The organism is Blastococcus sp. SYSU DS0973, assembly GCF_054051055.1.
This window is the reverse complement of sequence record NZ_JBJHAN010000004.1, coordinates 204,309-227,729: the sequence shown is the minus strand read 5'-3', so window position 1 is coordinate 227,729 and position 23,421 is coordinate 204,309. Positions and strand designations below refer to the sequence as shown.

The following is a 23,421-nucleotide window of genomic DNA, read 5'->3' as shown; positions in this document are numbered from 1 at the left end:
CAGACAGCATGCCTCAGCGACGCGGGACCCGTCTGCTGGCCGCCCTCGTCGCGGTGCTGGCCACCGGCGTCCTGACCGGCTGCGGCGTCGTGGTGCTGGAACCGCCGCGCTCGTCCGGGCCGGGCCCGGGGACGGTCCCGGGCGGGAACTCCCCCGTCGTCGGCGCCACGGCGGAGGAGGTCGACGTGCTCGCCTCCGACGCGCTCGCCGACCTGGAGGTCTTCTGGGCCGGGGAGCTCCCCGAGGTGTTCGGCACCGCGTTCCAGCCGTTGCAGGGTGGCTACTTCAGCGTCGATCCCGGCGACCTCGACCCCCGGCAGTACCCGGACGGCGTCGGCTGCGGCGCCGCCCCCCGGGAGGTGGAGGACAACGCCTTCTACTGCCTGGACGGGCAGCGACCGAACTCCGACTCGATCACCTACGACCGCGCCTTCCTCGCTGAGCTCGCCTCCGGGTACGGCCGATTCCTGCCCGCGCTGGTGATGGCGCACGAGTTCGGGCACGCGGTGCAGGGCCGGGTCGGCGCCCCCTCGGCCTCGATCGCCATCGAGACGCAGGCGGACTGCCTCGCCGGCGCGTGGACCGCCTGGGTCGCCGCCGGGAACGCCGAGCGCTCGGAGATGGAGGAGGCCGATCTCGACGACCTGCTGCGCGGCTACTTCCTGCTCCGCGACCCGGTGGGCACGGGCACTGCGCAGCAGTCGGCCCACGGCTCCTACTTCGACCGCGTCTCCGCCTTCCAGGAGGGCTTCGACGCCGGGGCGGTCGCCTGCCGCGACGAGTTCGGGCCCGAGCGGGTGTTCACCCAGAGCCAGTTCACCCGGGACGACGACTTCCGCCGGCAGGGCAACCTGCCCTACGACCAGCTGGTCAGCCTGGTCGACAGCGCCCTGCCGGCGTTCTGGGAGCGGGTGTTCGCCGAGGACTTCGGCGGGCGGTTCGACGCTCCCCCGCTCGAGCCCTTCGCCGGCCGTGCGCCGGGCTGTGCACCGGCCGATCGCGACCTCGTCTACTGCGCCGACGGCAACGTGGTCGGCTTCGACGAGGGCCTCACCAGGGAGGCGTACCGGCTGGGCGACTTCGCCGTCGCGACGGCGATCTCCATCCCCTATGCGCTGGGCGCCCGCGACCAGCTGGGCCTGGACCCGGCCGATCCGGATGCGATCCGTTCGGCGGTGTGCCTCACCGGCTGGTTCAGCGCGGAGGTCAACCGGGGCGCGGTGCCGGGGACGGAGGTCTCACCCGGGGACATCGACGAGAGCGTGCTCTTCCTGCTCACCTACGGCGTCGAGGAGCAGGTCCTGGGTGCCGCCCAGCTGTCGGGCTTCCAGCTGGTCGACGTCTTCCGGGGAGGGTTCGTGGAGGGCGCCGCCGCCTGCGACGTCGCGGCCTAGAAGAGCGCGGCGGTGAGCTGGCGCCGGGCCTGGTTCACCCGCGGGTCCTGGTCGCCCACCACGGCGAACAGCTCCACCAGGTGCTTGCGCGCCGCGTCCCGGTCCTCACCGGCGGTGCGCCGGACCACGTCGAGCAGCCGGTCGAAGGCCGCCTCGATGTTGCCCGTGCCGAGCAGGAAGTCCGCGGCGCGGGTTTGCGCGGCGACGTCGTCCGGAGCCGCGTCAGCGGCGGCCAGCGCGTCGGGGCCGGCCTCCTCGGCCCGCCGGAAGAGCTGCACCTGGCGCAGCGCCAGCGCCGCGTCGGCGTGGTCGGGCTCCTCGGCGAGGATGGCCTGGTAGGCGGCTTCGGCGGCGGCGAGGTCACCACGCTCGAGCGCGGCCTCGGCGGCGTCCAGGCGCGGGTCCTCCGACTCCTCCGGCGCCGTACCCGGAACGGCCCCGCCGGTGGTCGCCTGCACCAGCTCGGTGACGAACTGGCGCGCCTGCTCCTCGGGGATCGCACCGGTGAACTCGGCGACGAGCTGCCCCTGCCAGACCGCCTTGACGGCGGGGATGCCCTGCACCCGCAGCCCCTGGGCGAGCGCCGGGTTGGCCTCGACGTCGACCTTGGCGAGCACCCAGGAGCCGCCGCCCTCGACGGCCAGCGCCTCGAGCACCGGGGAGAGCTGCTTGCACGGCCCGCACCACTCTGCCCACAGGTCCAGCACCACCGGCACCTGGAACGACCGGTCGAGGACCTCGGCCTGGAAGGTCGCCTCGGTGACGTCGACGACGGCGCCCCCCGGCGCACCGGCCGGTGCTGCGGCGCTCGGCGGTGGGGCCGCCTGCGCCCGGGCGGCCGCCTCGGACCGCGCCTTGACCGCGGCGAGGTCGACCGCACCGGCCATCGCGGCCGCCATCTGGGCCTGCTGGGCCTGCGCGCGCGGGTCGGGACGTCCTGGACGGGTCGGCTGCATGTACCTATTGTCTCCCTACCGGTCGACACCGCAGCCAGGGGCCGTCGCGGCCTGCGTGGAGCCCATCCGTCGCGCCACCCGGGGAGCCTCCGGGCGCCGCGACGAGGCCCGCTCAGAACCGCGCGGGCTCGGTGTAGCCGCCCCATTCGGTGCGCAGCGCGTCGCAGATCTCCCCGAGGGAGGCTTCGGCCCGCGCCGCGTCGAGCATCGCCGGCACCATGTTGGCGTCCGTGCGGGCGACCTCGACCATCCGCTCGACCGCGGCGCGGGCGGCGTCGTCGTCCCGCCGCTGCCGACGGCCGGCGAGCTCGGCCTTCTGGTCGACCTCGACCTGGTGGCTGACCCGCAGGATCTCCAGCTTGTCGTGGGCGTCCACCGAACCGACCAGCGTGTTGACGCCGACGACCTTCTTGTCGCCCTTCTCCAGGGCCCGCTGGTACGCGAACGCGGCCTCGGCGATCTCCCCGGTGAACCACCCGTCCTCGATACCCCGCAGGACCCCGGAGGTCATCGTGCCGTCGGTGCCCATGTCGCGGATGCGGGCGAAGATCTCCTCGGCCTGCCGCTCGATGTCGTCGGTGAGCGCCTCGACGTACCACGACCCGCCCAGCGGGTCCGCGACGTTGACCACCCCGGTCTCCTCGGCGATGACCTGCTGGGTGCGCAGGGCGATCTGCGCCGCCTTCGCGCTCGGCAGCGCGAGCACCTCGTCGAGGGCATTCGTGTGCAGGCTCTGGGTGCCGCCGAGCACGGCGGCCAGCGCCTCCACCGCGGTGCGGGTGATGTTGTTGTCCGGCTGCTGGGCGGTGAGCGACACCCCCGCCGTCTGGGTGTGGAAGCGCAGCTGCTGCGCCTTCTCCGTGGTCGCCCCGTACACGTCGCGCAGCCAGCGGGCCCAGATCCGGCGCGCGGCACGGAACTTCGCGATCTCCTCGAAGAAGTCGATGTGCGCGTCGAAGAAGAAGGACAGCCCGGGTGCGAACTGCTCGATGTCCAGGCCGCGGGAGAGGCCCAGCTCCACGTAGGCGAAGCCGTCGGCCAGCGTGTACGCCAGCTCCTGCGCGGCGGTCGAGCCCGCCTCGCGGATGTGGTAGCCCGAGACGCTGATCGGCTTGTACGCCGGGATGTGCTCGGCGCAGTACTCCATGAGGTCGCCGATCAGGCGCAGGTGCGGCTCGGGCGGGAAGAGCCACTCCTTCTGCGCGATGTACTCCTTGAAGATGTCGGTCTGCAGCGTGCCGTTGAGGCGGCCGATGTCCGCGCCCTGGCGCTCGGCGGCGACCAGGTACATGCAGAACACCGGGACGGCGGGGCCGCTGATGGTCATCGACGTCGTCGTCGCCTCGAGGTCGATGCCGTCGAAGAGCTCGTCCATGTCCACCGCGGTGTCGATGGCGACGCCGCAGTGCCCGACCTCGCCGAGGCTGCGGGGATCGTCGGAGTCGCGGCCCATGAGGGTGGGCATGTCGAACGCGACCGACAGCCCGCCGCCGCCCTCGGCCAGGATCATCTTGTAGCGCTCGTTGGTCTGCTTCGCGTTGCCGAAGCCCGCGAACTGGCGGATCGTCCACGCCCGCCCGCGGTAGCCGGTGGCGTGCAGCCCCCGGGTGAAGGGGAACTCCCCCGGGTAGCCGATGCGCTCGAAGTTCTCGACGGCGCTCTCGTCGGCCGGGCCGTACACCGGATCGACCTCGACGCCCGAGAGGGTGGTGAAGTCGGCGTTCCGCACCCGCCCCGCCGCGAGCGCCGCCTCGTACCGCTGCTGCCACCGCTGCCGCGCGTCCTGGGTCATGACCAGATGCTAGGACGTCCAACTATCGTGTGTCGACCGTCACCCGGCTCGATCTCCGGCGACGTCCCCGGCGCCCAGCCGCACCTTCCGCAGCGTGCCGAACAGCTGCTCCCGCTCCGCCTCGGAGAGCTCGGCCAGCCCGAACTCCACGGCCATGAGCGCCGTGGTCGCCACCTCGACCACCGCGCGCCCGCGGTCGGTGATCGCCGCCAGCACCCCGCGGCCGTCGGCCGGGTTCGGCCGCCGGTCCACGTAGCCCGCGGCCACCAGGCGCTCGATCGCGTTGGTGACGCTGGTCGGGTGCACCATCAGCCGGCTGCCGACGACCTTCAGCGGGAGCTCGCCGCTGCGGCTGAAGGTGAGCAGCACGAGCACCTCGTACCGGGCGAAGGTCAGCCCGTGCGGCCTGAGCACCTCGTCGAATCGGGCGAGCAGGATCTGCTGTACCCGGAAGAGCGACGTCGCCGCGCGCATGGCCGACGCCGGGCCGAAGCGCTGCTCCCACGTCTCCCCTGCCCGCTCGATCGGGTCGAAGGGCAGCCCCAGCGGTCGGACCATGAGCGGCACGCTACCGGGCCACTTCGCCGTGCCGAGATGGCCAGCGAACCGGTATCACCCGTCGGCGAAGGCGGTTCCCAGCCCATCTCGGCGCGGATCTGTGGACGACGACCGGGCAGCCCCCCGCGGTAGGCCAGGGTCCGGTCGTGCCCAGACCTCCGGTGCGTCCACCCCGTCTCCAGGGCACCGTCTTCCGTGGTTCCGCCGCGGGGCGCGCCGGGCTGCTGATCCGGCACCAGGTACAGAGCTCGGCGTGGCGGCGGGCCTTTCCCGACGTCTACGCCTGCGCGTCGCTCGACCTCACCCATGAGCTCCGCGCCGGAGCCGCCACGAGCCTCCTCGTCCCCGGCGCGGTGGCCTGCGGGCGAACCGCAGCGGTGCTGTGGGGAGTCGGCCTCGCCACGCCCGACGACGACGACGACGACGAGTGCACCGTTCCCCGGACCTCGGGGGTCGTCCTGTCGCCGGCATCCGCGTGAACCGGCGTGCGCTGCACCCCGACGACGTCACCGAACGGCACGGCGCGCCCGCCACCACCCCCCTGCGGACGGCCCTCGACGTCGCGCGGATCCGCCCACCGGATGAAGCAGTCGTCGCACTGGACCGGTTCCTCCGCCCGGGACTGGTGTCCCTGAACGAGGTGCGCATTGCGGCTCAGCGGGTCACCGGGCGGGACTGCCGGGCGGTTCGGACGGCGACGGCACTCGCCGACGGGCTGGCCGAGTCGCCCCAGGAGACACGTCTGCGCCTGCTCCTCCACCGGTCCACACTCCCCGCCCCGGTCGCGCAGTACAGCGTCCGGACGTCCGACCGGTTCATCGCCCGGGTCGGCTTCGCCTGGCCGGAACTCCGACTGGCCCTCGAGTACGACGGTGAGTGGCATGGCGAGCGGCAGCAGGTAGGGCGGGATCGCCGGCGACTCGACCGGCTCAGCGGCGCGGGCTGGACGGTGCTCTTCGTGACCGCGGCCGACCTGCACCGACCCGAGCTGCTCCTGGCACGGATCGCCCGCTTCGTGGCATCGAGATCAGCCCTGAACCGGTTCTCCACCCTGCGGTGACCGGCCTCGTCCGGACCCCGACGAGGTCGACGTGAGCTCGGCGGCGGCCCCGGTCAGCGGAGGGCGGGGCGCAGCGGCGGGAAGTGCCGGATGCCGAACACCTCGCGCAGCGCGACCTGGGCGGCGTTGTCCCCGCACGCGCCGTGCACGGCGGGACCGGGCGGGGTCGCCGCCGAGGCGAGGTAGACGCCAGACACCGGCGTCTTGTACGTGTTCCACCGGGGCACCGGACGGGCCAGCATCTGCCGCAGCGTCGCCTGGCCGTTGGAGATGTCCCCACCGGGGTAGCTGGGGTTCCACTCCTCCATCGCCACCGCGTTCTTCGTGTACCGCTCGAGCACCGTGTCGCGGAATCCGGGGGCGAAGCGCTCGATCTGCCGCTCGATGGCGTCGGTCATGTCGACGTCGGCGCCGTGCGGCACGTGGACGTAGGCCCAGAGGATGTGCCCGCCTTCCGGTGCGCGGGTGGGATCGGGCACCGTGGGCTGCACGGCGAGCACGTACGGGCGGTCGGGAATCTCCCCGCGGTTGGGAGCACGCTCACCGGCGATGGTCTCGTCCAGGTTACCGGCGACGTGGACGGTGCCGGCCCGCCGGACGTCGGGGTTGGTCCACGGCACCGGTTCGGACAGGATCCAGTCGATCTTGAAGACGCCCGCGCCGTGGCGGTACCGGGACACCCAGCGGCGGTAGCCCTCGTGCACCCGGTCGCCGGCCATCGCGACGAAGGCCCGCGGGGTGGTGTCGAGCAGCACGGCCGGGACGCCGTCGAACTCGCGCAGGTCGGTGACGTGGTGGCCGGTGACCACCTCGCCGCCCTGCTCCTCGAGCGCGGTCACCATCGCGTCGGCGAGCCTCTGCGACCCGCCCTCGATCAGCGGCCACCCGACGTGGTGGGACAACATCGTGAGCAGCATGCCCAGCGCGGAGGTCAGCGGCTGGCTGAGGTCGAGCATGCCGTGCGCGGCCGCGCCCCCGAGCAGCGCCCGGGCCTCCTCGCTCTCGAAGTGCCGCTGCGCCAGCCAGCGCACGTTGGGCAGGCCGGCGAGGCCGAACGTGGCGATCTGCGGCACGCTGCGGGTCGGCAGCCGCCGCAGCCGGCTGGTCAGGAAGAAGTCGACGACATCGGTCCCGTGCTCCACCAGCGGCCCGAACAGCCGGCGGTAGGCGTCCGCGTCCGCGCCCAGCCCCACCGCCGTCTCCTCCAGTGACCGGACCGACACCGCCGCGCGCCCGCCGTCGAGCGGATGCGCGAAGTTGATCTCCGGGTGCACCAGGCGCACGCCGCGGCTCTCCGGGTCGAACTCCCGGAAGAACGGCGCCGCGGCGGCCATCGGCTGCACGATCGAGCAGACGTCGTGGTGGTAGCCCGGGCGCATGAGCTCCTCGGTGCGCAGGCCGCCGCCGGGGCGCTCCGCCGCTTCCACCACCTGCACGCGCAGCCCCGCGGCGGACAGGCGCAGCGCCGCCGCCAGCCCGTTGGGTCCCGCTCCGACGACGACAGCGTCCGCCTTGCCGTTCAATGCCGCAGCCCGTTCACCCGTCCATCCTGGCCGCACCTGGCGCGACCTGCCCGGTCAGCGCCTACAACTGGCCGAGCAGCTCGTCGGCGGCGCGGTAGGGATCGGTCCCGCCGTCGACCACCTGGTCGGCGAGCGCGCCCAGCGCGGCCGATCCGCGCACGTCGCCCATCCGCTCCCGCAACGTCGCCAGTGCGATCGCCTCGATCTCGCGGGCGGCCCGCTCGCTGCGACGACGGTGGCCCTCACCGGAGGACTCCAGCCACTGCCGGTGCTCCTCGATCCTCGCCAGCACGTCGTCGATCCCGTTGTCGGTGTCCCGGGCGGCGACCGTGCGGCAGATGGGCGGCCGCCAGTGGCCGGCCTCGGAGTGCCGGCCGCCGAGGGAGAGCATGTAGCGCAGGTCGCGCACGGTCTGGTCCGCGCCGTCCCGATCGGCCTTGTTGACGACGAAGACGTCGGCGACCTCGAGGATCCCGGCCTTCGCCGCTTGGATGCCGTCGCCCATCCCGGGGGCGACGAGGACCAGCGTGGTGTCGGCGAGCGAGGCGATCTCCAGCTCCGACTGCCCGACGCCGACGGTCTCGATCAGCACCACGTCGCAGCCGGCCGCGTCGAGCACGCGCAGCGCCTGCGGGGTGGCCCACGAGAGGCCGCCGAGGTGGCCGCGGGAGGCCATGGAGCGGATGAAGACGCCGCCGTCCCCGGCGTGGTCCTGCATCCTGACCCGGTCACCGAGCAGGGCGCCACCGGAGAACGGCGACGACGGGTCGACCGCGAGCACCCCGACCCGCTTGCCCGCCTGCCGCAGTGCCCGCACCAGCGCCGTCGTCGAGGTGGACTTGCCCACCCCCGGGGAGCCGGTCAGCCCGATCACCTGGGCGTGGCCGGTGTGCGGGGACAGCGCTGCGGCGACCTCGCGCAGGGCGGGGCTGGCGTCCTCCACCAGGGAGATCAGCCGCGCCACCGAGCGCGCGTCGCCCTCCCGCGCGCGCTCCACCAGCGTCGGGACGTCGACCGAACGCCGGGAGCGGCGGGTGGGTCGGGGCCCGGCGGGGACGGGGGTGGACGTCTGGACCGCAGTCCCCTCCGGGGGTCCGCTCACGCCTTCGCGGGGACGTGCAGGATCAGCGCGTCGCCCTGACCGCCGCCACCGCACAGCGCGGCGGCACCGACCCCGCCACCGCGACGGCGCAGCTCCAGCGCCAGGTCCAGCACGATCCGGGCGCCGCTCATGCCGACCGGGTGCCCCAGGGCGATGGCGCCACCGTTGGGGTTCACCTTCTCCGGGTCGATCCCGAGCTCGCGGGTGGACACGATGCCCACGGCGGCGAAGGCCTCGTTCAGCTCCACCAGGTCGAGTGACTGCGGGTCGATGCCCTCCCGCTCGCAGGCCTTCTGGATCGCCCGCGACGGCTGGCTCTGCAGCGTGGCGTCGGGCCCGGCGACGACGCCGTGCGCACCGATCTCCGCGAGCACGGTGCAGCCGAGCTCGGCGGCCTTCTCGGCGCTCATGACGACGACCGCGCAGGCGCCGTCGGAGATCTGCGAGGCGCTGCCGGCGGTGATCGTCCCGTCCTTGGCGAACGCCGGCTTCAGCTTGGAGAGGCTCTCCGCGGTGGTGTCGGGGCGGATGCCCTCGTCCTCGCGGAACTCGATCGGGTCGCCCTTGCGCTGGGGGATGAGGACCGGGGTGATCTCCTCGTCGAAGATCCCGTCCTTGGCGGCGCGCGCGGCCTTCTGGTGGCTGGCGGCGGCGAACTCGTCCTGCTCCTCGCGGGTCAGGTCGTAGCGGCTGTTGGCCTGCTCGGTGAGCACCCCCATGGCCACCTGGTCGAAGGTGTCCGAGAGGCCGTCGTGCGCCATCGAGTCGATGAGCTTGGTGTCGCCGTACTTCGTGCCGGTCCGCGAGCCGGCGAGCAGGTGCGGCGCCTGGGTCATGGATTCCATGCCACCGGCGACGACGACGTCGAACTCCCCGGCGCGGATCAGCTGGTCGGCCAGCGCGATCGCGTCGAGGCCGGAGAGGCAGACCTTGTTGAGCGTGAAGGACGGCACCGACATGGGGATGCCGCCGGCGACCGCGGCCGGGCGGGCCGGGTTCTGGCCGGCGCCGGCCTGGATGACCTGGCCCATGATCACGTAGTCGACCTGGTCGCCGGAGATGCCGGCGCGCTCGAGGGCGGCCTTGATGGCGACGCCGCCGAGGTCGGCCGCGGAGAAGTCCTTGAGGGAGCCGAGCAGCCGCCCCATCGGGGTGCGGGCGCCGCTGACGATGACCGAGCGGGACATGCTGCCTCCAGTGCCGGGCCGCCGCCGGTGGCGACCACGTTGTCGGGACGCACCGCGATCGACCGCGACCGGGCAGGTCACGACCAGGCGCGGCGCCGGGCCTTCCCGGAAGGATAGGACGGCGCTCCGACGTGCGGCAGGGCGACATCTGCGGTGGCCGTCACGGCCCCGGGGTGACCCCGGCACCCCGACCCGTCGTCTCAGACGTCTTGGCGGCATCATGCCCGCGTGACCACCAACGACGCCCATCGCACCAGCACTCCCGCCGGTCTGCCCGCGGGGCTGTTCACCACCATCGACCACGTCGGCATCGCCGTCCCCGACCTGGACGAGGCCATCGCCTTCTACGCGCAGGCCTTCGGCGTGCAGTCGGTGCACGAGGAGACCAACGAGGAGCAGGGCGTCCGCGAGGCGATGCTCGCCGTCGGCACCGGCGACACCCGGATCCAGCTGCTCGCGCCGCTCACCCCGGAGTCGACGATCGCCAAGTTCATCGGCCGCTCCGGGCCCGGCCTGCAGCAGCTGGCCTTCCGGGTCGACGACGTCGAGGCGGTCAGCGCGACGCTGCGCGAGCGCGGCCTGCGCCTGCTCTACGACGTCCCCAAGCGGGGGACGTCGGACAGCCGGGTGAACTTCATCCACCCGAAGGACGCCGGCGGTGTCCTGGTGGAGCTCGTCGAGCCCGCCGCCGCCCCCGCCCACTGACCGGCTGCACCCCCGCTGTTACCCATCGGTAACCTCTGCGCACCCGCACCGCCCTCCGAGCCGGCCGACGACGGCCACCGATGACCCGGGAGTACGCGTGAACGAGATCAGGGACGCCATCCTCGCCGACCAGTTGGACGCGTTGGGGAGCCTGGCAGTGCCGGAGTCCTACCGCGCCGTGCTCGTCCGCAAGGACGAGCAGGACATGTTCGTGGGCCTGTCCACGAAGGACAAGGACCCCCGCAAGTCGCTGCACGTCGAGGAGGTCGCGACCCCCGATCTCGGCCCGGGCGAGGCGATCGTCGCCGTCATGGCGTCCTCGGTGAACTACAACACCGTGTGGACGTCGATCTTCGAGCCGGTCTCGACGTTCGGCTTCCTGGAGCGCTACGGAAGGGTGTCCGAGCTCACCAAGCGGCACGACCTGCCCTACCACGTCGTCGGCTCCGACCTGGCCGGCGTCGTGCTGCGCGTGGGCCCGGGCGTCAACAAGTGGAAGGCGGGCGACGAGGTCGTGGCGCACTGCCTCTCGGTGGAGCTCGAGGACCCGGCCGGCCACGACGACACGATGATGGATCCCCAGCAGCGCATCTGGGGCTTCGAGACCAACTTCGGCGGGCTCGCCGAGCTCGCGCTGGTCAAGAGCAACCAGCTCATGCCCAAGCCGGCCCACCTGTCCTGGGAGGAGGCGGCCAGCCCCGGGCTGGTCAACTCCACCGCCTACCGCCAGCTGGTGAGCAGGAACGGTGCCGCCATGAAGCAGGGGGACACCGTGCTGATCTGGGGCGCCTCCGGCGGCCTGGGCTCCTACGCCACCCAGATGGCGCTCAACGGCGGTGCGATCCCGGTGTGCGTCGTGAGCAACCCGGAGAAGGCCGAGATCGTCCGCACGATGGGCGCCGAGTTGGTCATCGACCGTTCCGCCGAGGGCTACCAGTTCTGGAAGGACGAGAACACCCAGGACCCCAAGGAGTGGCAGCGCCTGGGCAAGAAGATCCGTGAGCTGACCGGCGGCGACGACGTCGACATCGTCTTCGAGCACCCCGGCCGGGAGACGTTCGGCGCCAGCGTCTACGTCGCCAAGAAGGGCGGCACGATCGTCACCTGCGCCTCCACCACCGGCTACATGCACGAGTACGACAACCGCTACCTCTGGATGAACCTCAAGCGGATCGTCAGCTCGCACTTCGCCAACTACAAGGAGGCGTGGGAGGCCAACCGGCTCATCGACAAGGGGCTGATCCACCCGACGCTGTCCAAGGTCTACCCGATGGCTGACGTCGGCCAGGCCGCCCTCGACGTCCACCGCAACGCCCACCAGGGCAAGGTCGGCGTCCTGACCCTCGCCCCCGAGGAGGGCCTGGGCGTGAAGGACGCCGAGAAGCGCGCCAAGCACCTCGAGGCGATCAACCGCTTCCGCGGGCTCTGACAGAGGCCCCCTCACCTCTCGCGCGCTCGGGGCGAGTCTCCGGACCGGGCCACCCCGGGGCCGGCGCGTGGCGCCAGGGGCGTCCGGGGCGTCCGGGGCACCTGGGATTGGACTCCGCGGGACCGGTGACGGGCCCTTCCCCTTCTGCGAGGATGGACGTATGAGCGACCCCCGCCGCGATCTGCCGATGCACGAGGCCCAGCACTCGTTCGACGTGGTCCTGCGGGGGTACGACCGCGGCCAGGTCGCCGAGACGATCGAGCGGCTGGAGGCCGACTTCCGCATCGCGCTGGCCGACCGTGATGCCGCCGCCGCCCGGACGGCGGACCTGGCCGGCCAGCTGTCGGCCCTGCACGGCGAGATCGAGTCGCTGCGCCGTAAGGCCGCGACGGCGTCGGCGCCCACGTTCGAGAACATCAGCGAGCGCATCCAGCACATGCTGCAGCTCGCCGAGGAGGAGGCGGGCGAGATCCGCCGCGCCGCCGAGAACGACGCGATGGCCGTCCGCGAGCAGACCGCCGCCGAGGAGCGGGCGCTGCTCGAGCGCCACGCCGCCGGGCAGGCCGAGGTCGAGCGCATGATCGCCGAGGCCCGGCACAGCGCCGAGCAGATCGCGCAGAAGGCCCAGATCCGGGCCGACGAGCTGGTCGCCAAGGCGCAGGAGCGGGTGGCCCGGCTCGACGCCGAGTCGCAGGCCCGCCGCGCCAAGGTCGAGGAGGACTTCGAGATCGCGCAGCGCGCCCGCCGCGCGGAGGCCGCCCGGGCCGAGGAGGATCGCGAGCGCGTCTCGGTCCAGGCCGCGCGCCAGCGGATCGCCGGGGCCGAGCAGCACGCGGCCCAGCTGGTCGCCGATGCCGAGGCCCGCGCCGAGGCCATCCGCGAGGTCCGCGACGAGCTGACCAGCCGGCTGGTCCAGGCCCGCCGGCTGCTGGACGACCTGCCCGACCTCGGTGACCGCCCCCAGCAGTCCGGTGACGACGCCGGCACCGCGCGGCGCCCCCAGCCGGCCCCGCCCGCCGCGCGGGAGACCTCGCCGGAGCAGCAGGTCCCCCGGCGGCCCGCCGCGCAGCAGCCCGCTTCCGCGGCGCCGGCCTCGCCGAGCCCGGGCCCCCAGCCGGCCTCCGCGGGTCAGCCGGCGCCCGCTGCCCAGTCGCCGGCACCGGTCGCCGGGCCGCAGACCGCCCAGCAGCCGGCCGTCCAGGTCACCCGTGGGGAGGGCGAGGCCGCCGCGGCCCGCCAGCCCACGCGCACCGACCCGGTGACCGCCACGTTCCCCGCGGCCCACCGCTCCGGGGAGACCACCACCCGGCAGCTGCCCATGCCGCCGCGGCCCGCGCCCACCGGCGCCACCACGGCTCCCCAGCCGGCCACCACCCAGTCGATCGACGAGCCGGTGGGCCAGGGGCGCTCCTGAACTCCACGCGCCACCTCGCGACAGCCCGCGTCCGACCAGGGCGCGGGCTGTCGGCCGTCCTGGTCCTCGTGCTCGTCGTGTTCGGCGCCGTTCTCGGCACCCCGGGCCGTGCCCTGGCCGAGGAGCCGGCGGCGGGGCTGCTGCGGGTCGCGCACCTGTCCCCCGACAGCCCGGCGGTGGACGTCTCCCTGACCGCTGCCGCACCGGCCGGGGAGGTGCTCACCGAACCGGGTCCCGTCGTGGCGGCGGGGCTCCGGTACGGCGACGTAGGCAGCTACGCGGAGCTGCCGCCCGGTGCCTACGCGGTCAGCGTCCGCGCCGCCGGCGCCCCGGACACCACGCCACCGGCGCTCTCCGCCCGCGTCGAGGTGGCCGCCGGTCAGGCGTCGACCGTGGCGCTCGCCGGGTCCTTCGCCCGGCTGTCGCTGGCGTCCTTCCCCGACGACCTCAGCGCGCCTCCCCCGGGCACCGCGCGGGTCCGGGTGCTCGCCGCGGCCGCCTCGCTGCCCTCGCTCGACGTGGTGCTGGACGACGGCTCGCCGCTCGCGGCGGATCTGCGCTTTCCAGGTGCCGGGCCGCCGGTCACGGTGCCCGGCGGGAGGTACCGGGCCGAGGTACCCGGCGCGGGCGCGGCCGTCGCGCTGGACCTGCCGACCGGCTCCGTCCGCACGCTGCTGGCCCTCGACCGGCCCGGCGGCGGTATCGAGCTTCGCGGGGTCGTGGACGCCACCGGGCCGGCGACGCCCCCTGCGGGCGGCGTCGAGGCCGGTGGCGGACCGGGCCCGGCCGTGAGCTGGCTGCCGCACGTTCTCGCCGTCCTGGCCGCCGCGGCACCGGATCCGGCTCCGGTGGAGGCCGCCCCGGTGCGGCTGCGGGTGCCGGCCGCCGGCATCGACACCGCCGTCGTCGGCGCCGGGCTGGACGGCGACGGCGCGCTCGTCCCACCGGCGGACCCGGCGCTGACCGGCTGGTTCACCGGCGGCCCGCTCCCGGGCGCGCCCGGCCCGGCGGTCCTCACGGGCCACGTGGACTGGGCCGGCCGCCCGGGCGCCCTCGGCGGTCTCGCGGAGGTCACCCCCGGCGACGAGGTCCGGGTGGAGCGGGCCGACGGCACGACGGCCCGGTTCCGGGTGACCGCCGTCGACCGTTACGCCAAGACGGGCTTCCCCGGGTCCGTGGTCTACGCCCCCACTACGGGAGCCGAGCTCCGGCTCATCACCTGCGGTGGGCCGTTCGCCGCCGAGCGGGGCAGCTACCGCGACAACGTGGTGGTGTCCGCGGAGCTCGTGACCTGAGCGAACGGCCATCCGCCGAGGGCCTGACGCGAGCCCGCGGGGATGGCGGGAGTGCGCGGTCCCTCGTCAGCGTCGCCGCGCGCGCGAGCGCCAGCAGGTGGTGTGCCAGTGCCGCCGCAGGTCCGCGGCGGAGTGGACGTCCCAGGCGTCGAGGTCGGAGTTCCGGGCGTAGGCGGGCCAGCTGACCACGTGCGGCGTCCCGGGGCGGATCTCCTGGTCGCAGCCGGGGCAGCGGTAGGTCTTGCCCGTGGCCGCCCCGGTGATCGCCCGGACGACCCAGTCGCCGTCGGACGCCTCCTCGACCTGCTCGGGACGACGGACCGGGTGGCGCCCCGAGGAACGCGACCCGGTCCGTGGACGGCGACGGGGCACCCGTCAGCGGCTGACGTAGTCCCGGAAACCACGACCGGTCTTCCGGCCGAGGTAGCCGGCGGTGACCAGGTGCTCGAGCAGCGGCGCCGGCGCGAACCCCGGCTCTCGGAACTCGGTGTAGAGCTCCTTCTCGATCGCCAGCGAGACGTCCAGGCCGACGACGTCGAGCAGCTCGAAGGGCCCCATGGGGTAGCCGCAGCCGACCTTCATCGCGGCGTCGATGTCGTCGGCCGTGGCGTAATGCGCCTCCAGCATCTTCACCGCGTCGTTCAGGTACGGGAAGAGCAGGGCGTTCACGATGAACCCGGCCCGGTCGGTGCAGGAGACCGCGCGCTTGCCCAGCTGCGCCGACACCGCGTGGATGGTCGCCGCGGCGTCCGGGGCGGTGGAGATGGTCGAGACGACCTCCACCAGCTTCATGACCTGCGCGGGGTTGAAGAAGTGCATGCCCACGACGTCGGCCGGGCGGCCGCCGGCCTTGGCGCACTCGATGACCGGCAGGCTCGACGTGGTCGTGGCCAGCACGGCCCCGGGCTTGGCGATCTCGCCCAGGTTGGCGAACAGCGCCTCCTTGACCGGCAGCGACTCGACGACGGCCTCGATGACCAGGTCGCGGTCGGCGAGGTCGTCCAGCGACGTGGTGCCGGTGACCCGGCCCAGGATCTCGTCCCTGGCGTTCTCCTCCAGCCGGCCGCGGACGACCTGCTTGTCCAGCGACTTGGTGACCGCCGTGGTGACGGCCTCGACCTTCTCGGCGGAACGGGCCACGAAGACGACGTCGTAGCCACCCTTGGCGACGACCTCGATGATCCCGGTGGCCATGGTCCCGGAGCCGACGACGCCCACGGTCCGCACCGGTCGGGCTCCCTCGGCCGCGCCGCCGGGGGTGGGGGTCGCCTCGTCGGCGACGACCTCCGCGGAGCCGGCCGCGGCGTAGGTGTAGAAGCCCCGGCCGACCTTCCGGCCCAGCAGGCCCGCGGTCATCATCTGCTTGATGATCGGGCTCGGCGCGTGCAGCCGGTTGCGCGACTGCTTGTACATCGTGTCGAGGATCTCGTAGGCGGTGTCGATGCCGATGAGGTCCATGAGCGCCAGCGGGCCCATGGGCAGGCCGCACCCCAGGCGCATCGCCGCGTCGATGTCCTCCCGGCTGGCGTACCGGTTCTCGTACATCGACACGGCGTGGTTGAGGTAGCCGAACAGCAGCGCGTTGGCGATGAAGCCCGCCTTGTCGCCGATCGTGACGTCGACCTTGCCGAGTCGTTCGGCCAGCGCCTCGACGTCCTCGACCACCGAGGGCTCGGTGACGACGGTGCGCACCACCTCGACCAGCTTCATGACCGGCGCCGGGTTGAAGAAGTGCATCCCGATGACCTTGCTCGGCCGTCCGGTGACGACCGACAGCTCGGTGACCGAGAGGCTCGAGGTGTTCGTCGCCAGGATGGTGTCCGGCGGGCAGATCTTGTCCAGCTTCGCGAAGAGGTCGGCCTTGAGCTCCATCCGCTCGGGCACCGCCTCGACGACCAGCTCGACGTCGCCCAGGTCCTCCAGCGAGGTGGAGAAGCGGATGCGCTCGAAGATGGCGTCGCGCTCGGCGGCATCGAGCTTGCCGCGGGCGACGGCCCGGTCGGTGGACTGCTCGACGTGGCTCCGGCCCCGGGCCAGCGCCTCGTCGCTGATCTCCACGGCGGTGACCGACAGGCCCGCCCGTGCGAACACCTCGGCGATGCCGGCACCCATGGTGCCCAGCCCCACGACGCCGACCTCGTTCAGTTCCCTGGGCACGGTTGCCATCTCCTCCCACCGCCGGTGATCGCGGGCAGTCTCTCACCCGCCGCCCGCGGGAGGACGGGGTCTCCTCAGAAGAGCCGCTGGGTGGGGTCGTCGGTGCCCTTGAGGACGGCGTAGTCGACGGTGAGGCAGTCGATGCCGCGGTCCTGGGCGAGCACCCGGGCCTGCGGCTTGATCTCCTGCGCGGCGAAGACGCCCTTGACCGGGGCGAGCAGCGGATCCCGGTTGAGCAGCTCGAGGTAGCGGGTCAGCTGCTCCACGCCGTCGATCTCGCCGCGCCGCTTGATCTCCACCGCCACCACCGCGCCGGAGGCGTCGCGGCAGAGCAGGTCCACCGGCCCGATCGCCGTCGGGTACTCCCGGCGCACCAGCGACCAGCCGGGCCCGAAGGTCTCGACGTGCAGCGCGAGCAACCGCTGCAGCTCCGCCTCGACGCCGTCCTTCTGCAGGCCCGGGTCCGTGCCGAGCTCCTGCGCGTGGTCGTGCAGGACCTCCTCGATGCTGATGATCAGCTGCTCACCGGCCTTGTTGGTGACCGTCCACGTGCCCGAGCCGTCGGTCAGGTCCTCCTCCAGCCGGCAGGGCGGGCTCATCCAGTTCAGCGGCTTGTACGCGCGGTCGTCGGCGTGCACCGACACCGACCCGTCGGCCTTGACCAGCAGGAGGCGGGTCGCCAGGGGCAGGTGGGCGGTGAGCCGACCGACGTAGTCGACGGAGCAGCGGGCGATGACCAGGCGCACGGGCGCCGACGCTACCGGCCGGATACCCGGACGCCATCGCGGGGACGTGCGGGCAGGGCGGTCCGGCCCGGCAGGCCATGACCTGGGCGATGGTCGCGTTCGCGGGAGCGAGCCGGGAGCACGGCTGGTGGGCGTCGATCGGGGTGCGCTGCCCGCCCGCGGGTCGCGCCACGGGCAGGGGTCACCTGTTCGACCGGACCGGACGGCGGTGCACGTCCCGCGGGTGACCTGACCGGACCGGACGGAACCTGGCCGACCCGACCGCCGTCATACCCGTATGCCCGTTCGCCCGCTGCGCGCCGTGCCCCTCCTGGCCCTGCTCCCGCTGCTGAGCGCCTGCGCCACGGGCGCCGGCGGCGGACCCGCCGAGCCGGCGGAGCCGTCACCCCCGCCGGCGGACCCGGCCGTCGTCCTGCAGGTCAGCGAGGTCGGCGGCTTCACCACCCCGGCGATGCTCGCCGGCCGGCTGCCGACCGCGACGGTCTACGCCGACGGCCGGCTCATCACCGACGGCCCCGTGATCGCCATCTGGCCGGCGCCCGCGCTGCCGAACCTGCAGCTCCACCAGCTCGACGACGGCGGGGTGCGCGACCTCGTCGACCGGGCGCTGGCTGCCGGCGTCGCGGAGACCGGGGACCTCGGCAGCCCTCCCCTCGCCGACGCGACGAGCACGCGGTTCGCCGTCCGCACCGGCGGGGAGCTGGTCACCCGCGAGGTCTACGCCCTGGGGGTGAGCTCGGCGCCCGGGCGGGAACTCGAGACCGGTGTCACCGAGGAGCAGGCGGCCGCGCGGACGCGGCTGTCCGAGCTGGTCGACGTGCTGCGGAACCCGGCCGACGCCCTGGGCACCGACCGGGTCACCGGGCCGGAGCCGTACCGACCGGAGGCGGTGGCCGCGCTGGTGACGCCGTACGTCGACGTGGAGCCGGCCCAGCCGGAGCAACCGTGGCCCGGTCCGGAGTTGCCCGGCGAGCCGGTCGCCCCCGGGGTCACCTGCGTGACGGCGGACGGGGAGGCGGCGCAGGCGGTCCTGGACGCCGCGGCGTCGGCGTCGGCGGCCACCCCGTGGACCTCGCCCGACGGAACCCGCTGGTCGGTGCTCCTCCGGCCGCTGCTGCCCCACGAGACGGGCTGCGCGGACCTGATCGCGGGATGACGGCGGGCCCGGACCTTCCGGCGAGGTCCGGGCCCGGCCGATGCAGGGCCCCGGCGGGTGCCTGCGAGTGACGGGACGGTGAGTGCTTCAGGCGGTGGCCGGCTCCCGCAGGTCGGCGTCGACGCCGCCACGGTCCTCGACCGGGGCGAGCGGGTCGATCGTCCTCGTCGAGCGGTACCGCTCGAGGTCGAGGATGCCCTCGCGCTTGGCCACGATCGTGGGCACGAGCGCCTGACCGGCGACGTTCACCGCGGTGCGCCCCATGTCCAGGATCGGGTCGACGGCCAGCAGCAGACCGACGCCGGCCAGCGGCAGGCCAAGGGTCGAGAGGGTGAGGGTCAGCATCACGACCGCACCGGTGACGCCCGCGGTGGCCGCCGAGCCGACGACCGAGACCAGGACGATGAGCAGGTAGTCGGTGATGCCGAGGTCCACCCCGAAGAACTGGGCGACGAAGATCGCCGCGAGCGCGGGGTAGATCGCCGCGCAGCCGTCCATCTTCGTCGTCGCCCCCAGCGGGACGGCGAACGAGGCGTAGGACCGCGGAACGCCCAGGTTCTGCTCGGTGACCCGCTCGGTCACCGGCAACGTGCCGATGGACGAGCGCGACACGAAGGCCAGCTGGATGGCCGGCCAGGCACCGGCGAACCACCGCAGCGGCGAGAGTCCGTGCAGCCGCAGGAGCACCGGGTAGACGACGAACAGCACCAGCGCCAGACCGGCGTAGACGGCGCCGGCGAAAGCCCCGAGCGAGCCGAGGGACTCCCAGCCGTAGCTGGCGACGGCGTTGCCGATCAGGCCGACGGTGCCCAGCGGCGCGAGCAGGATGACCCACCACAGCACCTTCTGCACGACGGCCAGCGCGGAGCGGACCAGACCGAGGAACGGCTCGGCTGCCTCACCGACCTTCAGCACCGCGACGCCGATCGCCACGGCGATGACGATCAGCTGCAGGACGTTGAACGACAGGTCCCCCTCGGCCGACGACTGCAGGCCGAAGACGTTGCCCGGGACGATGCCGCCCAGGAAGTCGAACCAGGAGCCGGTCCGGGTCGGGTCCTCCTGCGCCGCGGCGTCGACCGAGCTGTTGCGACCCGGCTCGGTGAGCAGCCCGAGGGTGATGCCGATGCCGACGGCGATCAGCGCGGTGATGGCGAACCACAGCAGGGTCTGCCCGGCCAGGCGCGCAGCGTTCGAGACCTGCTTGAGGTTGGCGATGCTGACGATCACCGCGGTGACGATCAGCGGCGGGACGAGCGTCTTCAGCAGCGTGACGAAGGTGCTGCCGATGGTCTGGAGGGTGCTGGTCAGCCAGTTGGGCGATCCGTCGGCCACGGGGCCGAGGTCGCGGGCGACCAGTCCGAGCGCGATGCCGACCACGAGACCCAGCAGTACCTGGGCCGCGAAGGGCACGCGGCGGAGACGAGCGAGCACGAGGGTGTTTCCGTTCTGGGTGAGGGATGACCGGGCGGGAGGCGGCGTCAGCCGCGACAGCGGTCCACCGTCACGCGGCCGAAGTCGACGGTCCGCCGCCGAGTCAGCCCCCACATGTTCTGCACGGGCAGGTCAGTGCTCCCGTGGGCCCGGGCATTCCGGCTGTGGCCGGCTTCACCCGTGGCACCGTCCGGGGACTCGCACCGCGCCTGCGAAGGGCGAGCCGGACGGGGTCCTCCTTCAGTCGGTCCAGACGGGGCGCCGCTTCTCCAGGAACGAGGCCATGCCCTCGCGGGCACCGGGCAGCTGGCTGGCCGCGGCCATGACCTCGATCGCGGTCGCGTAGGCATCCCGTTCGGGCCGGTCCAGCTGGGCGTACATCGTCTGCTTGCCCCACGCCTTGCTCGCCCGGGAGCCACGGGTGGCCCGGTCCATCAGCTCGTCGACGGCGGTGTCCAGGTCGGCGTCGGGCACCACCCGGTTCACCAGACCCCAGTCCAGCGCCGTCGCCGCGTCGATGACGTCGCCGGTCAGCGCCAGCTCCATCGCCCGCTTGCGGCCGACGTTCCGGGCGATGGCGACCATCGGTGTGTGGCAGAACCAGCCGCCCTTGCCGCCAGGAGCGGCGAAGCCGGCCGACTCCGCCGCGACGGCGAGGTCGCATGAGGCCACCAGCTGGCAGCCGGCGGCCGTGGCCAGGGCGTGCACCCGTGCGACGACGACCTGCGGCACCTCCTGGAGCGTCTGCATGAGCTCGGTGCACAGCCGCAGCAGGCTGCGGACCTCCGGCAGCGGGGCGCCCGCGACGTCGGCGAAGTCGTGGCCGGCGCTGAACACCGGCCCCTCGGCGCCGAGCACGATGCCCGCGGCGTCGCTCCGCCCCGCCTCGGTCACGGCGGCGAGCAGCTGCGTCAGGTGCTCACGGGAGAGCGCGTTGCGCTTCTCCGCGCGCGTCATCGTGATGCGGACGACGTCGCCGTCGCGCTCGACCCGGGGCGCACCGTCAGCCATGCACCGACGCTAGAGGAGATCCGCGGTCGTGACACCCGCGGATCTCCTCCCCGATCACGCCGGAGCGGGGACCAACTCCTGCAGTCCGTTGGCCTCGCGGACCACGTCGACGACCTGGCCCATGATGTCGTTGAGCCTGAAGTCCTTGGGGGTGAAGACCCGGGCGACGCCCTGCTCGCGCAGCCGCCGCGCGTCGCTCTCCGGGATGATCCCGCCGACGACGACCGGGACGTCGTCGAGCCCGGCCTCCCGCAGCCCGCGCAGCACCGCGGGCACGACCTGCAGGTGCGAACCGGAGAGCACCGACAGGCCGACGACGTGCACGTCCTCCTCGACGGCCGCCGAGACGATCTGCTCCGGGGTCAGCCGGATGCCCTGGTAGATGACCTCGAACCCTGCGTCGCGGGCGCGCACGGCGATCTGCTCGGCACCGTTGGAGTGCCCGTCCAGACCCGGTTTGCCCACCAGGAACCGCAGCCGGCCCCCGATCTCCTCGCCGGTGGCCCGCACCCGCTCGCGGACGCCGGTGAGGTTTCCGTCGGCCGCACCGCCGCCGGCGGCCGCGGCCACGCCCGTGGGCGCCCGGTACTCGCCGAACACCTCGCGCAGCACCCCGGCCCACTCCCCCGTCGTCACCCCGGCCCGGGCGCAGTCGAGCGTGGCGGGCATGAGGTTGCAGTCAGAGGACGCCGCCTCGCGGAGCGCGTCGAGGGCCTTCCGCACCGGGTCCGGTTCCCGCTCGGCGCGCCACCTCTGCACGGCTTCCCGGGCGGCGGCCTCGACGGCCGGGTCCACGACCATGATCGCCGTGTCCAGGTCGGCGGTCAGCGGGTTGGGCTCGGTCGTGTCGAACTTGTTGACCCCGACGACGACGTCCTCGCCGCTCTCCATCCGGCGCCGGCGCTCGGCCAGCGAGGCGACCAGCTCCCCCTTCATGTAGCCGGACTCGACGGCCGGAACGGCGCCGCCCATCTCCTGCACGCGGGCGATCTCGGCGCGCGCGCCCTCGACGAGCTCGGCGACCTTCTTCTCCACCACGACGGAGCCGGTGAACAAGTCCTCGTACTCCAGCAGGTCGGTCTCGTAGGCGAGCACCTGCTGCAGCCGCAGCGACCACTGCTGGTCCCACGGACGGGGCAGCCCGAGGGCCTCGTTCCACGCCGGCAGCTGCACGGCGCGGGCGCGGGCGTCCTTGGACAGGGTGACGGCGAGCATCTCCAGCACGATCCGCTGGACGTTGTTCTCCGGCTGCGCCTCGGTCAGGCCCAGGGAGTTGACCTGCACGCCGTAGCGGAACCGGCGGTGCTTGGGGTCCTCGACGCCGTAGCGCTCCTCGGTCAGCTCGTCCCAGAGCTGGGTGAAGGCCCGCATCTTGCACATCTCTTCGACGAAGCGGACGCCCGCGTTGACGAAGAAGGAGATGCGGGCGACGACCTCGCCGAAGCGCTCCTGCGGGACCTGGCCCGAGTCGCGCACCGAGTCCAGGACGGCGATCGCGGTGCTCATCGCGTAGGCGATCTCCTGCACCGGCGTCGCCCCGGCCTCCTGCAGGTGGTAGCTGCAGATGTTGATCGGGTTCCACTTCGGCATGGTCGTCACCGTGTACGCGACCATGTCGGTGATCAGCCGCATCGACGGAGCCGGCGGGAAGACGTAGGTGCCCCGCGACAGGTACTCCTTGATGATGTCGTTCTGCGTCGTCCCCGCGAGCTTGCTGACGTCGTGCCCGTGCTCCTCGGCGACCGCCTGGTAGAGCGCGAGCAGCCACATCGCGGTGGCGTTGATCGTCATCGACGTGTTCATCTCGTCGAGCGGAATGCCGTCGAAGAGAGCGCGCATGTCCCCGATGTGCGTGACCGGGACGCCCACCTTGCCGACCTCACCGACGGCGAGCTCGTCGTCGGGGTCGTAGCCGGTCTGCGTGGGCAGGTCGAAGGCGACCGAGAGGCCGGTCTGCCCCTTGGCCAGGTTGCGGCGGTACAGGGCGTTGGACTCGGCCGGCGAGGAGTGGCCGGCGTAGGTGCGCATGACCCAGGGGCGGTCGCGCTCCTCAGGCGTGTTCGGGAACGGCATACCGGCGGAGTGTAGGGCGGTTACCGATCGGTAGCAGCCCCGCCCGACCAGCGGTTGCGGTGGCACACTCGACCGGGTCGGACGGGAGGGCGCCATGCCGGTGGACGCGGGCAGCATGCACTACCTGATCGGCCCCGTCGTCACGGTCGTCGTCCTCGTGGTCCTGGTGCTGTTCGCGCGCTGGGCGTTCGGCGGCGGCGACGACGGCGGGCTCGGCCGCGGGGGCGGCGCGGCCGGGAACGACGGGCTGCTCACCCGGGTCGCCACACTCAGCCGCCGGGAGTCGGCCCTGGCGCTGCGGGCGGTGCTGTCCGACGCCGGCATCCGCTCCACCGTCCGCTTCCCGGGCGCGCACCGCGCCGAGGTGCTGGTCTTCCCGGAGGACGCCGACCGGGCCCGCGCGCTGGCCGCCTCCTTCGGCGGCTGAGC

21 protein-coding genes are annotated in these 23,421 nt (G+C 73.4%); 9 read left to right on the top strand and 12 right to left on the bottom strand.

Annotated features, from left to right (window positions below; genetic code table 11):
- Positions 1 to 8 precede the first annotated feature (8 nt).
- Positions 9 to 1,394, top strand: coding sequence for a neutral zinc metallopeptidase (locus tag ACI791_RS09690; RefSeq protein ID WP_456585854.1), 1,386 nt, complete (start codon positions 9 to 11; stop codon positions 1,392 to 1,394).
- Here the strand turns inward: ACI791_RS09690 and ACI791_RS09685 are convergent.
- The 3 genes from ACI791_RS09685 to ACI791_RS09675 all read right to left on the bottom strand — a co-directional run bounded on the left by ACI791_RS09685 (position 1,391) and on the right by ACI791_RS09675 (position 4,700).
- A complete protein-coding gene (locus ACI791_RS09685) occupies positions 1,391 to 2,350 on the bottom strand; it encodes a tetratricopeptide repeat protein (protein WP_456585853.1) in 960 nt (319 codons plus the stop codon). The genes ACI791_RS09690 and ACI791_RS09685 overlap by 4 nt on opposite strands.
- A 112-nt stretch (positions 2,351 to 2,462) precedes the next feature.
- A complete protein-coding gene (locus ACI791_RS09680) occupies positions 2,463 to 4,142 on the bottom strand; it encodes an acyl-CoA mutase large subunit family protein (protein ID WP_456585852.1) in 1,680 nt (559 codons plus the stop codon).
- Positions 4,143 to 4,181: 39 nt separating this feature from the next.
- On the bottom strand, positions 4,182 to 4,700 hold the full coding sequence (locus ACI791_RS09675; protein WP_456585851.1) for a MarR family winged helix-turn-helix transcriptional regulator: 519 nt from the start codon (positions 4,698 to 4,700) through the stop codon (positions 4,182 to 4,184).
- A 146-nt stretch (positions 4,701 to 4,846) separates the two neighbouring features.
- Between ACI791_RS09675 and ACI791_RS09670 the strand changes: the two genes are divergently transcribed.
- Positions 4,847 to 5,179, top strand: a complete 333-nt coding sequence (locus ACI791_RS09670; protein WP_456585850.1) for a hypothetical protein — start codon at positions 4,847 to 4,849, stop codon at positions 5,177 to 5,179.
- Complete coding sequence (locus tag ACI791_RS09665) at positions 5,176 to 5,760, top strand: hypothetical protein (RefSeq protein ID WP_456585849.1); 585 nt, start codon at positions 5,176 to 5,178, stop codon at positions 5,758 to 5,760. Before ACI791_RS09670 ends, ACI791_RS09665 begins: the two co-directional genes overlap by 4 nt.
- Before the next feature lie 53 nt (positions 5,761 to 5,813).
- On the opposite strand, the gene ACI791_RS09660 is transcribed toward ACI791_RS09665, so the two are convergent.
- The 3 genes from ACI791_RS09660 to ACI791_RS09650 form a co-directional block, all read right to left on the bottom strand.
- Positions 5,814 to 7,283 carry a phytoene desaturase family protein gene (locus ACI791_RS09660; RefSeq protein WP_456585848.1) on the bottom strand — a complete coding sequence of 490 codons (1,470 nt, stop codon included), beginning with the start codon at positions 7,281 to 7,283 and terminating at the stop codon, positions 5,814 to 5,816.
- Between the two features lie 61 nt (positions 7,284 to 7,344).
- The gene (gene meaB, locus ACI791_RS09655; protein WP_456585847.1) at positions 7,345 to 8,385 is read right to left on the bottom strand and encodes a methylmalonyl Co-A mutase-associated GTPase MeaB; all 1,041 of its coding nucleotides are present in this window, start codon (positions 8,383 to 8,385) and stop codon (positions 7,345 to 7,347) included.
- Positions 8,382 to 9,572: an acetyl-CoA C-acetyltransferase gene (locus ACI791_RS09650; protein ID WP_456585846.1), complete on the bottom strand. Its 1,191-nt coding sequence runs from the start codon at positions 9,570 to 9,572 to the stop codon at positions 8,382 to 8,384. The genes meaB and ACI791_RS09650 overlap by 4 nt, the downstream gene beginning before the upstream one ends.
- 228 nt (positions 9,573 to 9,800) lie before the next feature.
- Between ACI791_RS09650 and mce the strand changes: the two genes are divergently transcribed.
- From mce to ACI791_RS09630, 4 genes are all read left to right on the top strand, one after another.
- Positions 9,801 to 10,277, top strand: a complete 477-nt coding sequence (gene mce, locus ACI791_RS09645) for a methylmalonyl-CoA epimerase (protein WP_347057684.1) — start codon at positions 9,801 to 9,803, stop codon at positions 10,275 to 10,277.
- Between the two features lie 97 nt (positions 10,278 to 10,374).
- Complete coding sequence (ccrA, locus tag ACI791_RS09640) at positions 10,375 to 11,706, top strand: crotonyl-CoA carboxylase/reductase (RefSeq protein WP_456585845.1); 1,332 nt, start codon at positions 10,375 to 10,377, stop codon at positions 11,704 to 11,706.
- A 160-nt stretch (positions 11,707 to 11,866) separates the two neighbouring features.
- On the top strand, positions 11,867 to 13,120 hold the full coding sequence (locus ACI791_RS09635) for a hypothetical protein (protein ID WP_456585844.1): 1,254 nt from the start codon (positions 11,867 to 11,869) through the stop codon (positions 13,118 to 13,120).
- A gap of 68 nt (positions 13,121 to 13,188) precedes the next feature.
- Positions 13,189 to 14,415 (top strand): class F sortase, encoded by a 1,227-nt coding sequence (locus ACI791_RS09630; protein WP_456585843.1) that lies wholly within the window; start codon positions 13,189 to 13,191, stop codon positions 14,413 to 14,415.
- Between the two features lie 66 nt (positions 14,416 to 14,481).
- Here the strand turns inward: ACI791_RS09630 and ACI791_RS09625 are convergent, their stop codons facing one another.
- The 3 genes from ACI791_RS09625 to nucS all read right to left on the bottom strand — a co-directional run bounded on the left by ACI791_RS09625 (position 14,482) and on the right by nucS (position 17,318).
- Complete coding sequence (locus tag ACI791_RS09625) at positions 14,482 to 14,787, bottom strand: hypothetical protein (RefSeq protein WP_456585842.1); 306 nt, start codon at positions 14,785 to 14,787, stop codon at positions 14,482 to 14,484.
- Between the two features lie 3 nt (positions 14,788 to 14,790).
- A complete protein-coding gene (locus ACI791_RS09620) occupies positions 14,791 to 16,581 on the bottom strand; it encodes a 3-hydroxyacyl-CoA dehydrogenase family protein (protein ID WP_456585841.1) in 1,791 nt (596 codons plus the stop codon).
- A gap of 65 nt (positions 16,582 to 16,646) precedes the next feature.
- A complete protein-coding gene (nucS, locus tag ACI791_RS09615; RefSeq protein ID WP_456585840.1) occupies positions 16,647 to 17,318 on the bottom strand; it encodes an endonuclease NucS in 672 nt (223 codons plus the stop codon).
- Between the two features lie 277 nt (positions 17,319 to 17,595).
- On the opposite strand from nucS, the gene ACI791_RS09610 reads away from it, so the two are divergent.
- A complete protein-coding gene (locus ACI791_RS09610) occupies positions 17,596 to 18,474 on the top strand; it encodes a hypothetical protein (RefSeq protein ID WP_456585839.1) in 879 nt (292 codons plus the stop codon).
- A gap of 87 nt (positions 18,475 to 18,561) precedes the next feature.
- Here ACI791_RS09610 and ACI791_RS09605 read toward each other — a convergent pair whose 3' ends face one another.
- The 3 genes from ACI791_RS09605 to ACI791_RS09595 all read right to left on the bottom strand — a co-directional run bounded on the left by ACI791_RS09605 (position 18,562) and on the right by ACI791_RS09595 (position 22,992).
- Complete coding sequence (locus ACI791_RS09605) at positions 18,562 to 19,908, bottom strand: dicarboxylate/amino acid:cation symporter (RefSeq protein WP_456585838.1); 1,347 nt, start codon at positions 19,906 to 19,908, stop codon at positions 18,562 to 18,564.
- A gap of 240 nt (positions 19,909 to 20,148) precedes the next feature.
- Positions 20,149 to 20,919 carry an enoyl-CoA hydratase-related protein gene (locus tag ACI791_RS09600; RefSeq protein WP_456585837.1) on the bottom strand — a complete coding sequence of 257 codons (771 nt, stop codon included), beginning with the start codon at positions 20,917 to 20,919 and terminating at the stop codon, positions 20,149 to 20,151.
- A 54-nt stretch (positions 20,920 to 20,973) separates the two neighbouring features.
- Positions 20,974 to 22,992 (bottom strand): protein meaA, encoded by a 2,019-nt coding sequence (locus tag ACI791_RS09595; protein WP_456585836.1) that lies wholly within the window; start codon positions 22,990 to 22,992, stop codon positions 20,974 to 20,976.
- Positions 22,993 to 23,086: 94 nt separating this feature from the next.
- Between ACI791_RS09595 and ACI791_RS09590 the strand changes: the two genes are divergently transcribed.
- A complete protein-coding gene (locus ACI791_RS09590) occupies positions 23,087 to 23,419 on the top strand; it encodes a hypothetical protein (protein ID WP_456585835.1) in 333 nt (110 codons plus the stop codon).
- Positions 23,420 to 23,421 lie beyond the last annotated feature (2 nt).